General features: G+C 61.3%; 12 protein-coding genes and 2 tRNA genes. 10 read left to right on the top strand and 4 right to left on the bottom strand.

Annotated features, from left to right (window positions below):
• Window positions 1-30 precede the first annotated feature (30 nt).
• Entirely contained in the window at window positions 31-1023 is a 993-nt protein-coding gene (locus tag ACIQTW_RS02225; RefSeq protein WP_402933245.1) for an NAD-dependent epimerase/dehydratase family protein, read from the top strand.
• On the opposite strand, the gene ACIQTW_RS02220 is transcribed toward ACIQTW_RS02225, so the two are convergent.
• Window positions 1020-1499: an OsmC family protein gene (locus ACIQTW_RS02220; RefSeq protein WP_402933242.1), complete on the bottom strand. Its 480-nt coding sequence runs from the start codon at window positions 1497-1499 to the stop codon at window positions 1020-1022. The genes ACIQTW_RS02225 and ACIQTW_RS02220 overlap by 4 nt on opposite strands.
• A gap of 55 nt (window positions 1500-1554) precedes the next feature.
• The gene (pepN, locus tag ACIQTW_RS02215; RefSeq protein WP_402936177.1) at window positions 1555-4155 is read right to left on the bottom strand and encodes an aminopeptidase N; all 2601 of its coding nucleotides are present in this window, start codon (window positions 4153-4155) and stop codon (window positions 1555-1557) included.
• Window positions 4156-4248: 93 nt separating this feature from the next.
• On the opposite strand from pepN, the gene ACIQTW_RS02210 reads away from it, so the two are divergent.
• The 3 genes from ACIQTW_RS02210 to ACIQTW_RS02200 all read left to right on the top strand — a co-directional run bounded on the left by ACIQTW_RS02210 (window position 4249) and on the right by ACIQTW_RS02200 (window position 6702).
• On the top strand, window positions 4249-5253 hold the full coding sequence (locus ACIQTW_RS02210) for a hypothetical protein (protein ID WP_402933239.1): 1005 nt from the start codon (window positions 4249-4251) through the stop codon (window positions 5251-5253).
• A gap of 79 nt (window positions 5254-5332) precedes the next feature.
• The gene (locus tag ACIQTW_RS02205) at window positions 5333-5815 is read left to right on the top strand and encodes a ribose-5-phosphate isomerase (protein ID WP_402933236.1); all 483 of its coding nucleotides are present in this window, start codon (window positions 5333-5335) and stop codon (window positions 5813-5815) included.
• Complete coding sequence (locus ACIQTW_RS02200) at window positions 5815-6702, top strand: Fpg/Nei family DNA glycosylase (RefSeq protein ID WP_402933234.1); 888 nt, start codon at window positions 5815-5817, stop codon at window positions 6700-6702. The genes ACIQTW_RS02205 and ACIQTW_RS02200 overlap by 1 nt, the downstream gene beginning before the upstream one ends.
• A gap of 56 nt (window positions 6703-6758) precedes the next feature.
• Here ACIQTW_RS02200 and ACIQTW_RS02195 read toward each other — a convergent pair.
• Window positions 6759-6832 (bottom strand) — tRNA-Gly (locus ACIQTW_RS02195).
• A 127-nt stretch (window positions 6833-6959) separates the two neighbouring features.
• On the opposite strand from ACIQTW_RS02195, the gene ACIQTW_RS02190 reads away from it, so the two are divergent.
• From ACIQTW_RS02190 to ACIQTW_RS02165, 6 genes are all read left to right on the top strand, one after another.
• A tRNA-Pro gene (locus ACIQTW_RS02190) sits at window positions 6960-7034 on the top strand.
• 69 nt (window positions 7035-7103) lie between these two features.
• Window positions 7104-8486, top strand: a complete 1383-nt coding sequence (gene tig, locus ACIQTW_RS02185; protein WP_402933231.1) for a trigger factor — start codon at window positions 7104-7106, stop codon at window positions 8484-8486.
• Window positions 8487-8706: 220 nt separating this feature from the next.
• Window positions 8707-9318, top strand: a complete 612-nt coding sequence (locus ACIQTW_RS02180) for an ATP-dependent Clp protease proteolytic subunit (protein WP_402936175.1) — start codon at window positions 8707-8709, stop codon at window positions 9316-9318.
• Window positions 9319-9357: 39 nt separating this feature from the next.
• Entirely contained in the window at window positions 9358-10017 is a 660-nt protein-coding gene (locus ACIQTW_RS02175; RefSeq protein ID WP_011775058.1) for an ATP-dependent Clp protease proteolytic subunit, read from the top strand.
• Between the two features lie 182 nt (window positions 10018-10199).
• On the top strand, window positions 10200-11489 hold the full coding sequence (gene clpX, locus ACIQTW_RS02170) for an ATP-dependent Clp protease ATP-binding subunit ClpX (protein WP_402933227.1): 1290 nt from the start codon (window positions 10200-10202) through the stop codon (window positions 11487-11489).
• Window positions 11490-11568: 79 nt separating this feature from the next.
• Window positions 11569-12213, top strand: coding sequence for a DsbA family protein (locus ACIQTW_RS02165; protein ID WP_402933224.1), 645 nt, complete (start codon window positions 11569-11571; stop codon window positions 12211-12213).
• A gap of 10 nt (window positions 12214-12223) precedes the next feature.
• On the opposite strand, the gene ACIQTW_RS02160 is transcribed toward ACIQTW_RS02165, so the two are convergent.
• Window positions 12224-13099, bottom strand: a complete 876-nt coding sequence (locus ACIQTW_RS02160) for an Fpg/Nei family DNA glycosylase (RefSeq protein WP_402933221.1) — start codon at window positions 13097-13099, stop codon at window positions 12224-12226.
• Window positions 13100-13308 lie beyond the last annotated feature (209 nt).

The following is a 13308-nucleotide window of genomic DNA, read 5'->3' as shown; positions in this document are numbered from 1 at the left end:
CCTACAACCCTAGCGCCGTAGCGTGACGGTATGCGCATCCTGGTCTTGGGCGGTACCGCCTTCTTGTCAGCAGAAATCGCCCGGCAGGCTGTTGAAGCCGGGCATGAGGTCACCTGTTTGGCGCGCGGCAGTTCAACAAGCCCGCCCGACGGCGTCACTTGGGTCAGGAGCGACCGCGCGGCGGGTGCAGCGGCCTTCGCGGAGATCGACGGACGCTGGGACGAAGTGGTGGATGTCTCCCGGGATCCGGTACAGGCGCGTGTGGCACTGGACGTGCTGGGCCCTTCCGCCGCTCATTGGACCTTTGTTTCAAGTTGCTCCGTGTACACGGACCACTCAGTGCCTGACGCGGATGAGAATGCGGCCCTCTTGGAGCCCTTGCCTGAAGGCCAGGCAGGCACCCCGGAAACGTATGGGGAGTCCAAGTCGGCCATCGAGCAAATGACGCTTGCCGCTGTGGGGGAAAAGGCGCATATCGTCCGGGCGGGACTCATTGGCGGACCCGGGGACGGCACCGACAGATACGGTTATTGGCCTGCCCGATTCGCTGCGAACACTGACACGGTACTGGTCCCGGACATCCCGGACGACGCCACCCAGATCATTGATGTCCGGGACCTCGCGGCGTGGATCCTGCAGTCCGCGGAGGAAGGGCTGACGGGAATTTACAACGCCTTGGGAGAGGTAGTGCGGTTCGAGGACTACATCGCTGAGTCCCAGCGTGCGGTTGGAACCCCGGACTTCGTCGTGCCTGACGTGGATTGGCTCGTGCAGCACGGTGTCGAGTACTGGTCCGGCCCGGATTCCCTGCCTCTGTGGCTCCCGTCAGGCCATGACGGCTTTCAGGCGCGGAGCAACCGGGCAGCACGTGAGCGCGGAATGGTCCTGCGGCCGTGGCAGGAAACCCTGGCGGCCACGCTCGAGGATGAACGGGCGCGAGGCCTGGACAGGGAACGAAAAGCCGGCCTGAGCCGTGAAACGGAACAAAGGCTGGTGGCACTCTGGCAGCTCGAACAGCGTTAGGCTGCTGCCGCCGTCGTGATCGGTTCGTGGAGTACCGGGAAGTTGACGCTGCGGGCGATGAAGCAGACCTGGTTGGCTTCATGGTGAAGCTGCGGGACCAAGCTTTCGTGGGCGGGATCGGCAATGATGACGTGAGGCTTCAGGGTGACGCTTTCGAACTGCCCGCTTCCATCCCGGTTGAGCTTCATGAGGCCTTCGGCGTTGTCCTCGTAGCCGGTGACTACCACCCCATGCTTGACGGCCACGTGCAGGAAGGACAACATGTGGCATTGCGAGAGGGCGGCGAGCAGCAACTGTTCCGGGTTGTAGCGTGTCCGGTCGCCGTGGAACGTCGGATCTGCCGAGCCCTTCAATATGGGAAGGCCACTGATTTCAATGTCGTGGTCCCTGGAATATCCCCGGTAGCTGGCAGTGCCGTCGCCGAGGTTTCCGGTCCAGCGGACGGTTAGCGCGTAATGGTGTTGGTGGAGGCCCATGCGGAAAGTTTAGCTGTGCAGCCATAACCGCCCGCACGGGCCTCACCAGGCAGGCTTAGACGTCTGCTGCCCGTGCGCGCAGGGCCCGGGCCACGCTGTCGCGGTTTTCCAGCATCATGCGGCGCAGTGCGGCGCTCTCCTCCGGAAGACCGGCCAGGAACTTGTCCGTTCGATCCACTGTCGCCTGACTGGTGAGCTGTGCCGGGTAGAGACCCACCACGATCTGCTGCGCCAAGGCATGCGTGCGTTCCTCGACGATGCCAGGTACAGCCTCGAAGTACTTCTCCGCGAAAGGTTCCAACAAGGCACTGTCCACCACACGCATGAAGCCGGCCACGGCTGAGGCTTGCAAGGCGTTGGAGAGTTCTCCCTTGACCACGATAGAGTCCCAAGCTGCTGCCTTGGCCTCCGGGGTGGGGATGGCTGCTTTGGCTTGGGCTGCTGCATTTTGGCCGTTGGAAGTGTTGTCCCGGGAAAGTTCCTCGTCAATCCGCACTTCGCCCTGCCGGCCTCCGGCAACAAGGGCTGTCAGCAGTTCCCATCGCATGTCTTGGTCGATGCTGAGTCCTTCGAGGCTCTCCGTACCGTCCAATAGGGCCTGAATACGGTCGAACTGCCCGCCGCTGCGCGCCAGCTGGGCGTACGACTTGGCGAACTGCAGCTGGGCATCCGAACCCGCGACGGCGGAAGATGCGAGCTCCCACAACTTGTCCGCAGCCGCGATCGTAGAGTCAAGCTTGTGATCGGCGGCCACGAAGTAGGTCAGGGTGGTGGCAAGCTGGCGCAGCTGGACCAGGATCACGGAGGAGTCTGTTTCCGAGGCGATGTTGGCCAGGATCAGTTCCACGTAACCGCGGGCCGGCGTTTCGCCGTCGCGGGCCGCGTCCCAGACCGAACCCCACACCAAAGTGCGGGGCAGGCTGGCCGCGAAGTCCTTAAGGTGGGCCTTGGCGGTGGCAAGGGAGTGCTCATCGAGGCGGACCTTGGCATACGCGAGGTCGTCGTCGTTCAACAGAATCAGGTCCGGCCGGGCTTTGCCAACCAAGGCAGGTACCTCGGTACGGGGGCCGTCGACGTCGAGTTCCTCGCGGTGGGTCCGTTCCAGCTTCCCTTCGCCCGAGAGCGAGTAGAAGCCGACGGCGAGGCGGTGCGGGCGGAGCGTAGGCTGTTCGTCGATCGCGGTCTGCAGGATCGCGAAATCGGCAATGGTGCCGTCCGCGGCAACGGACAGCTCCGGTGCGAGCGTGTTGACGCCGGCAGTTTCGAGCCAGAGTTTGCCCCACGCGTCCAGGTCGCGGCCGGAGGCAGCTTCGAGCTCCACCATGAGATCAGCAAGCTCGGTGTTCTTCCACGCGTGCTTGGCGAAGTAGGTGCGGACGCCCGCCATGAACTGTTCAGGTCCCACCCAGGCCACCAACTGCCGCAGCACGGAAGCGCCCTTGGCGTAGGTGATGCCGTCGAAGTTGACCTCGACGTCTTCGAGGTTGTTGATCTCGGCAAAGATCGGATGCGTGGTGGGCAACTGGTCCTGCTTGTAGGCCCAGGACTTTTCCACGGAGGCGAACGTCGTCCACGCCCGATCGAATTCAGTGTTCTCAACGGCGGCCAAGTGAGACATGTATTCGGCGAAGCTCTCGTTGAGCCAGAGGTCGTTCCACCAACGCATGGTCACCAGGTCCCCGAACCACATGTGCGCCAGTTCGTGCAGGACCGTGATGGCGCGCCGCTCAATTTGAGCGCCCGTGACCTTTCCACGGAAAACGTAGCCTTCCAGGATGGTCACGGCACCGGCATTCTCCATGGCTCCGGCATTGAACTCCGGGACGAACAGCTGGTCGTATTTCCCGAACGGGTACGGGAACCCGAATTGTGCCTCGAAGAACTCGAAGCCCTGGCGGGTCAGTTCAAAGATGTTGTCCGCGTCCAAGTACTGCATGAGTGACTTCCGGGCAAATACTCCCAGAGGGATGACGCGGCCGTCTGAGCTGGTGACCTCGGAGCGGAGCGATTGGTACGGCCCGGCGATCAAGGCCGTGACGTAGGAAGACAGCCGGGCAGTGGGAGCGAATTCCCACACTGAACGCTCAGTGCCATCCTCGCTGGCAGGAGCTTCAACTGGAACCGGCGTGGGGGAGTTGGAGATCACGTCCCAATGCGACGGCGCAGTAACGGTGAACGTGAAGCTGGCCTTCAGGTCGGGCTGTTCAAAAACGGCGAACATGCGCCGGGAGTCAGGAACTTCGAACTGCGTGTAGAGGTAAACCTCGCCATCAACAGGGTCTACGAATCTGTGGAGTCCCTCGCCCGTGTTCATGTAGGGAGCATCTGCCACCACCACGAGTTCGTTGTCCGCTGCCAGATCCGGGAGCTGGATGCGGACGCCGTCAGAGACTTCCGCAGGGTCCAGCTCGGTGCCGTTCAACGTCACGCTGTGGACCGCCGCAGTGATGGCATCGATGAAGGTGGACGATCCCGGCTCCGCGGAAAACTTCACAACAGTGGTGGAGCCGAAGGTCTCAGCGCCCTGGGTCAGGTCCAGGGTGACGTCGTACGACTCGACGTTGAGCAGTTCGGCGCGGGTGGCGGCTTCATCGCGCGTAAGGTTCAGGCCTGGCAAGTGGTGCCTCCGGAGATTTTGGGATGGCCGGCCCGTCATGGCCGGACGCTGGTGTGAAGTCATTCTTTCACTCCAAGCCGTGAAGGCAAGGAGCAGGCACCACAGTGTCGCGCCACGGAGTAGCGTTGGCTTATGGCATCCTTCCGGGACACCCTCGACTTCCGCGCACTGAGGTTTGCGGTCGCCTTTCCGTTGCTGCTCGCCGTCGGGTTTGTAGTGTGCGCCCAGATGCTGCGCAACGACCTCCCAAACCCGGTTGCCGTTATGTGGAGCGCCGACGGCGGCTCTTCGTTCGCTCCATTCGGCGCCTACGTGGCAGGCGGCGCTGCCCTCATCACCTTCTGCGGTTGGGCTGTCTTCCTCCAAGCGGTATCGATTTCCCGCCCCGTGGTCATGCGCCGGGTCATGATGGGCGTGGGCCTCATGGTCAGCCTTTTCATCACCACGGTGTTGGCGGCCGGCTTGGTCGGCCAGTCCGGACTGGCGGACGCGCGCGAATCCCACGTTGATCCGATTGTCCTGGCCATGGGCAGTGGCGCCGCAGTGGCGCTGGGTGTGGTCATGATGTTCGCCTTCAAACCGGACCCTCGATGGACCCGTGAGGATGACGTTGCGCTCGAAGAAGAGTTGCGTCTTCTGGAAGATCCGGATCTCGCCCGCGACACGCTCCGGCTGTGGGTGCACGCCCGGAGTTCCGTCTTCGTCATGATCATAGTCTCGGCACTGTTCCCCGCTGCGCTGATAGCGGTGGCAGTTCCATGGCTCGGTGCCTTGGTGGCAGCGGCGGCCCTGATCGGCGCAGGTTTCCTGTTCGCACGGGTGCGGGCGGACAGGGGAGGGCTGCAGGTATTCGCCGGCGGGATCGTCCGCGTACTGACCGTCCCCGCCGTCGACATCGCTGCCGCAGCCCCGGCGGAGGTAAAGGCGGCAGATTATGGCGGGTGGGGCTGGCGGCACCACGACGACGCCACCGCGATGCTGGTCAGCAGTGGACCTGCCGTCGTCGTAAGGAAACTTAACGGAGGCCGGGTGGCACTAAGCGCAGGTACCCAGGCTTCCGCAGACAAACTCGCCGGTGTCCTCAACAGGGCGGCGCATCGGGCCCATGGCGACGGGCAGGCCCAACAACCCGGGTAGCGGTACCCTAGGTAGCGCATCCCTCAACGCAGCGCCCGGCCATATGCCGTACCCGCGCGCCAGAAAGAATGGACTTCCTGTGACTACACCCCGCGTCCACATCGCTACGGACCACGCCGGCATGGAACTTAGTGCACACCTGGTCAGCCACCTCACGGCCAAAGGCTACGAAGTGGTGGATCACGGGCCCAAGGAGTACGACGCCTTGGATGACTACCCCTCCTTCTGCATCAATGCCGGACTCGCTGTAGTGGCAGACCAGAAAGCCGGTGTGCACGCTCTCGGCATCGTGCTGGGCGGCTCCGGCAACGGGGAACAAATTGCTGCCAACAAGGTCAACGGCGTCCGCGCTGCCCTGGCATGGAACCTCTCCACCGCGAAATTGGCCCGCGAACACAACGATGCCAACGTCGTGGCTGTTGGCGGACGCCAGCACACCGTTGAAGAGGCCACTGAGCTCATCGAAGCCTTTTTGCAGGAACCATTCAGCAACGACGAACGCCACGTTCGCCGGATCGGAAAAATTGCGGTGTACGAAAACACCGGCGAGATCGTCGAGTAGTGCCCGAGGGGCATTCGATCCATAGGCTGGCCCGCCAATTCCAGGATGTTTTTGGCGGCCGGCGTTTGGATGTTTCCAGCCCGCAGGGGAGGTTCGCCGCCGGCGCCGAGCTACTCACCGGGCACTCCATGGTTGAAGCTGCCGCCCACGGAAAACAGCTCTTTCTCAGGTTTGACCACGAGCTCTTCCTTCACGTCCACCTGGGCCTCTACGGGGCCTGGAGCTTTGGCGGCGATAGTTCCTTCACGGGCGCCTCCAGCATCGGAGCTCCGCGTCGTATCGGCGAACGGGAGGCGGGCCCCTCGTCCGACGACGGCGACTACGCCGGTCCGCCTCCTCCCGTGGGCGCAGTGCGTGTCCGGGTGGTGTCCGGACACGGCTGGGCGGATCTCCGTGGCGCCACCACCTGCGCCGCAATAACTGCAGCTGAGGCAGCGGCCGTATTGGCGCGCCTGGGCCCGGACCCGCTGCACAATCGGCAAGGAGACCGCGAGGAGTTCATCCGCCGCCTGCGGCGCCGCAAGACAGCGGTGGCCCTGCTCTTGATGGACCAGTCCGTCCTGGCCGGGGTCGGCAACATCTACAGGGCCGAGGTGTTGTTCCGGCAAGCAGTCGACCCCTGGACGCCGGGGAGCACCATAGATGCGGAAACCGCTGGTCGTCTATGGGACGACACCGTGGACACCATGTCCGACGGCGTCCGTGACGGACGGATTGTTACGACGCCTTCCACACTGTGGACCGGCGCCGGTGTTGTAGCGCCCGACGCCGATGCCCACTTTGTTTATAAGCGGGACGGCCTGCCCTGCCGGGCGTGCGGAACGCCGGTGGGGATGACGGAAATCGGTGCGCGCAAGCTGTATTGGTGTCCCGGCTGCCAGGTGTAGAAATTCATCTTTGGATGAAAAAAGGGCCCCGATCCGTTGATCGGGGCCCTTTTGCGTGGAGGGGACGACGGGAATCGAACCCGCGTAATCAGTTTGGAAGACTGAGGCTTTACCATTAAGCTACGTCCCCAGGCGGATATCCTTGTTCAGGACATCTTCCTGGTGGCTGTTGAAGCCGGGTACTACTAAACCTAATTCCGGCGGCAGTGTCAAATGTGCATTCTGGGCTCGCTTGCCCGTAGACTGTCCTGTGCATTCGGGGTGTAGCTCAGCTTGGCTAGAGCGCCTGCTTTGGGAGCAGGAAGTCGCAGGTTCAAATCCTGTCACCCCGACTCTGTGTTTGTGTCCGCTTCAGGGGCACGACAGAACCCCATACCCACAAAATCAGGAGTACTTAGACTGTGAAGAGCGCTGTCGAGAACCTCACCGCAACGCGGGTCAAGCTCAACGTTGAGGTTCCCTTTGAGGAACTGAAGCCGAGCATCGATGCCGCGTACAAGACCGTTGCTTCGCAGATCCAGGTTCCCGGATTCCGCAAGGGCAAAGTTCCCTCCAAGCTGATCGACCAGCGCGTTGGCCGTGGCTACGTTCTGGAGACTGCCATCAACGATGGCCTCAACGGCTGGTACCAGGCTGCAGTTCAGGAAACGGGCGTTCGCCCCCTGAGCCGTCCCGAGGTTGAAATCACCGAGGTTCCGGACCCGTCCGCAACCGATGGCGAACTCAAGTTCCAGGTGGAGATCGATGTCCGTCCCGAGATCGAACTGCCGGACTACGCCGGCATCAAGGTTGAGGTTGCTGCTGCTGAGTCTTCCGAAGCTGACGTCGACAAGGCGCTGGACGAACTGCGTGGCCGCTTCGGCACGCTGAAGTCCGTTGAGCGTCCTGCCAAGAACGATGACTTCCTGACCATCGACATCACCGCCACGATTGACGGCGAAGACATCGATTCCGCTTCCGGCCTTTCTTACCAGGTTGGTGCCGGCACCATGCTCGAAGGCCTCGACGAAGCCGTGACCGGCCTCTCCGCCGACGAGGAAGCAATCTTCGAGACCACGCTGGTTGGCGGCGACCACGCCGGCGAGTCCGCGCAGGTGAAGGTTGTTGTCAAGGCCGTCAAGGAACGCGAACTCCCCGAGGCAAATGACGACTTCGCACAGCTCGCCTCCGAGTTTGACACCCTTGCTGAACTCCGTGAAGACCTCGCCAAGCAGGCTTCGGACTCCAAGGTAGTCGAGCAGGGCGTTGAAGCACGCGACAAGGTCCTGGACAAGCTCGTTGAGCTCGTTGAGGTTCCCGTTCCGGATTCCGTCGTCGAGGAGCAGATCGAAGCTCACTTCAACCCGGAGAACGCACACGGCGAAGGTGACCACGACACCGAGGAACACCGCGCCGAGGTCAAGGCCAACACCGAGCGTGCCTTCCAGAACGAGATCATCCTCGACGCCATTGCGGACAAGGAAGAAGTAGACGTCAGCCAGAACGAGTTGATCGACTACATCGTCACCACCGCAAGCCAGTACGGCATGGATCCCAACCAGTTCGCCCAGATCATTGATCAGAGCGGCCAGGTTCCCATGATGGTTTCCGAGGTTCGCCGCCGCAAGGCCCTTGCCGTTGTGCTGGGTCAGGCTGAGGTAGTCGACTCCGAGGGCAACAAGGTTGACCTCACTGACTTCGTCCGCCCCGCCGGCGAAGCAGCAGCCGAAGAGGCTGCGGCAGTTGAAGCAACCGAAGAAGCTGACGTTGTCGCAAGCGACGACCCCGCAGCAGTGAAGTTCTAGTCAACGACTTCAACCGGCCCCGGATCTCTTGATCCGGGGCTGGTTTGCTTTAAGGCTGAACATTGGTCCTGAACGCAGACGTGCGCCGTCAGCGAACAGTGCGATTTCGGCGAACAAATCACCCGCGAAAACGGTTAGTGTCCAAGTAGTGAAGTTCAGTGAGGTCACTGGCACCAGCGAGAGGTAAGTACTTATGTCACAGCAATCAGAGGCTCCCCGGATGGCAACTGTCGATCCCGCAGCCCAGGACAACTACATCTACAACCGCCTGCTGAAAGAGCGCATCATCTGGCTCGGCTCTGAAGTCCGTGACGAGAATGCCAACGCCATCTGCTCGCAGCTCCTCCTCCTCTCAGCCGAAGACCCGGAGAAGGACATCTACCTGTACATCAACTCCCCGGGTGGCTCGGTGACGGCCGGCATGGCCATCTACGACACCATGCAGTTCATCCCGAACGACGTCGTCACCGTGGCAACCGGCCTGGCGGCGTCAATGGGCCAGTTCCTTCTTTCTTCCGGCACCAAGGGTAAGCGTTACGCGACACCCAACGCACGTATCCTGATGCACCAGCCCTCGGGCGGTATCGGCGGAACTGCGTCGGACATCAAGATTCAGGCAGAACTGATCCTGCACATGAAGAAAGTCATGGCCGAACTTACGGCAGAGCAGACCGGGCAGTCCGTGGAAACCATCCTCAAGGACAACGACCGCGACAAGTGGTTTACGGCTACTGAGGCCCTGGAGTACGGCTTCTTCGACAAGATCTCGGCGCACGCCGGTTCTGTTGCCGGTGGCGGCGGAACGGCCAACCAGTCGAGCTCCGAAAACTAACCGGCTCAAAGAACCACTGAAACCCCAGGAGTAAAGAACATGAACTACAACTTCGGATGGTCTGCCGGTAATCTCCCGTCCAGCCGTTACGTCCTGCCCCAGTTCGAGGAGCGCACACCTTACGGCTTCAAGCGCCAGGACCCGTACACCAAGCTGTTCGAGGACCGCATCATCTTCCTGGGTGTCCAGGTTGACGACGCATCCGCTGACGACATCATGGCCCAGCTGCTGGTCCTTGAATCGACTGACCCGGACCGCGACATCACCCTGTACATCAATTCGCCGGGTGGCTCGTTCACTGCCATGACGGCCATCTACGACACCATGCAGTACATTCGTCCGGAGATCCAGACGGTATGCCTTGGGCAGGCAGCCAGTGCGGCTGCGGTCCTGCTTGCTGCTGGTACGCCCGGGAAGCGCTTGGCCCTGCCGAACGCCCGCGTCCTGATTCACCAGCCGGCTCTTTCCGGTGGTCAAGGCGGGCAGGCCTCGGACCTCGAGATCCAGGCGGCTGAAGTCATGCGCATGCGTACCTGGCTTGAGGACACGCTGGCGCACCACTCGGGCCGTACGTCCGAGCAGGTCAACAACGACATCGAGCGAGACAAGATCCTCACTGCGGCGGACGCCCTGAGCTACGGTCTTATCGACCAGGTTTTGGACTCCCGCAAGATCAAGCCCCAGGCAATCGCCCGGTAGAGCACGGATTTCGACGCCGGTGCGGTTCACGAAATATGGACCGCACCGGCGTTCTGTTTCCACCCAAGCAGCCCATTGTGACCTAGAGTGGATGTTGTCACGGTGGTGCCAACCGCGGCGTGGCCGCACACTTGAGTACGGCGCGGAGCCGCATCACCCGCATGCAACGAAGGGATTCCCACATGGCTCGGATTGGCGAGAGCACGGATCTGCTGAAGTGTTCTTTCTGCGGAAAGAGCCAGAAGCAGGTACGGAAGCTGATTGCCGGGCCCGGTGTCTACATCTGCGATGAATGCATCGAGCTTTGCAACGAGATCATCGAAGAAGAACTCGCTGAAGTCTCAGATCTCGGTAGTTTCGAGCTGCCAAAGCCTCGTGAGATCTTCGACTTCCTGCAGGAATACGTCATCGGACAGGAACCTGCCAAACGATCGCTGGCAGTAGCGGTTTACAACCACTACAAGCGCATTCAGGCCGGCCACGCGCCTAAGGCCGGCAGCCTCGGCGAGGGATCGCACCACGAGGATGTCGAGATCGCCAAGTCCAATATCCTCCTGATCGGCCCTACGGGTTGCGGCAAGACTTATTTGGCACAGACACTGGCTCGTCGCCTGAATGTGCCCTTTGCCGTGGCTGACGCCACTGCGCTGACTGAAGCCGGCTATGTTGGCGAGGACGTCGAGAACATCCTGCTCAAGCTCATCCAAGCTGCTGACTATGACGTCAAGAAGGCCGAGCAAGGCATCATCTATATCGATGAGATCGACAAAATCTCCCGTAAGAGTGAGAATCCGTCGATCACCCGCGACGTCTCCGGCGAAGGTGTACAGCAAGCACTCTTGAAGATCCTGGAGGGCACAGTCGCCTCCGTTCCACCCCAAGGTGGCCGCAAACACCCGCACCAGGAATTCATCCAGATCGACACCACGAACGTTCTCTTCATTGTGGCCGGTGCATTTGCCGGTCTGGAAGACATCATCGGTTCGCGCTCCGGACGCAAGGGCATCGGGTTCGGTGCACCGCTCAACGAGGCCCGGGACAACGAGGATGCATACGGCGAAGTCATGCCGGAGGATTTGCTCAAGTTCGGCCTCATTCCGGAATTCATCGGCAGGCTCCCCGTCATCACCACGGTATCCAGCCTCGATCGGCCGGCGCTGATCCAGATCCTCTCGACCCCAAAGAACGCTTTGGTCAAGCAGTACCAGAAGATGTTCCAGTTGGACGGCGTAGAGCTGCAGTTCGACGACGACGCCTTGGACGCCATAGCGGACCAGGCCCTTGAACGTGGCACTGGCGCACGTGGCCTGCGGGCCATCATGGAAGATGTGCTGCTGCCCGTTATGTTCGATCTCCCCAGCAGGGACGACATCGCAACTGTGGTGATCACGGCGGACGTCGTGGCCAAGAAGGCCCAGCCCACCATGATCGCCCACGACGTCGTGGCCAAGCGCCGGAATAAGTCGGCTTAACCTCCTGTTGGCCTAAACAAGACATGGTTCCACTGGAACCTTCGTCATGCCGCTTTCACACCCTTCAGAGGAGTTCCCTGTGCCCGAACAGACTGTGCCCGAACAGCTTGTGTCCGAAGAGAACGTCAACAAGGCTGACTTCTGGTTCGACCCCGTATGCCCCTTCGCGTGGATCACGTCGCGCTGGATCGGTGAGGTGGAGCAGGTTCGGGGCATCGAGACCGAATGGCACGTCATGAGCCTTTCAGTACTCAATGAGGGCCGCGACCTCCCCGAGAATTACCGGACCATGATGGATGACAGCTGGGGTCCCGTTCGAGTGATCATTGCAGCCCAGGAGCTTCACGGCAGCAGCTACGTCAAGCCCCTGTATGACGCCATGGGGGAGCAGATCCACCACGAGGGTAACAAGGACCGCGCTTCGGTGATCCAGAAGGCCCTTGCCGAGACCGGACTGCCCGCTGAGCTGGCACGCTTTGCTGACTCAGATGAATACGATGCCCAGCTGCGCGCCAGCCACGAAGCCGGTATCTCACTGGTGGGCCAGGACGTCGGAACTCCCGTTGTAGCCGTCAACGGCACGGCGTTCTTCGGTCCTGTGCTGACACGGATTCCCCGGGGTGAAGACGCCGGAAAGCTCTGGGACGCCACGGTGACTTTGGCTGGCTACCCCAACTTCTTTGAACTGAAGCGCAGCCGAACTGAAAGCCCTGAATTCAACTAACGGCGCAGCCCTACTTCAAGAACCGTGAGGTCCTGCGGTCGGCGAGTATCTTCCCGTTGGTCTGGCATGTAGGGCAATACTGAAGTGAGGTGTCCGCGAAGGACACCTCACGGACGGTATCCCCACAGACCGGGCAGGGCAGGCCGGTCCTGGCATGCACCCGGAAGTTGCTGCGCTTAGTGTCCTTGAGTTCGTTGGACGGTTTGCCGGCTGCTGCGTTGACGGCGCCTACCAGGATCTCCTGCATGGCCTCATATAGCCTGGCCACCGTTGCCTGGTCCAAGGACTTGGCGGTGGCAAAGGGGGAAATTCTGGCGGCGTGGAGAATCTCGTCGCTGTAGGCATTGCCGATTCCAGCGATCACGCTCTGGCTTCGCAGGAGGCCTTTGATCTGTTGCGAACTTGAGCCGACAATTGCAGCCAGCGCTTCGAGATCAAAATCGGGGCTGAGTGGTTCGGGCCCAAGGGTGGCTATTCCCGGAACGTCCTGGGGATCTTTCACCACGTAGATGGCGAGGCTCTTTTTGGTCCCTGCTTCTGTCAGGTCCACGCCAATATGCGCGTCGTCGGCAGGGCGCCTGAGTAAGAGCCGTGCTGAGATGTTGCTTTTGCCCAGGCGCAGCCCGGCGGAGGACGGGTGTTCGGTGTACCTTACCCAGCCCGCCTTGGCTAAATGGAAGACGAAGAACAGGCCGTCAGCGTCAAGGCACACGAACTTCCCGATGCGCTTTGCGCCAAGAATGGTCCGTCCCTCAAGAGCCGTGTAGAGAGGATCTGCCGTCTTGAGTGCAGAGATGGAGTTGATGCGGACCTCGGTCAGCACGGCTCCATGGAGTTGGGTGTCCAAGTACATGCACAGGCCGTGCACTTCGGGGAGTTCCGGCATGGTCAATACTCTGCCACAGGTAGCCATCTTCCGGCAGGAAAACTACAGGTTTGTAGTTCTTTCGAACCCCTTGTGCATCGTCTTCAGCGGGACAACAATAGTTCTTACCCACTTCGAAAGAAGAGGGACACGGAAACCAAAGATTCAGTGATTGCAACCAACGCAGCCTTTGGCAAAGTTGGAAGCAACCTACCAGTGATGAGGTAGGA

The sequence above is a fragment of the Paenarthrobacter sp. NPDC090517 genome (genome assembly GCF_044769165.1).
GTDB lineage: Bacteria > Actinomycetota > Actinomycetes > Actinomycetales > Micrococcaceae > Arthrobacter.
The sequence above is the reverse complement of the archived record's forward strand: the minus strand, read 5'-3'. Positions and strand labels throughout refer to the sequence as shown.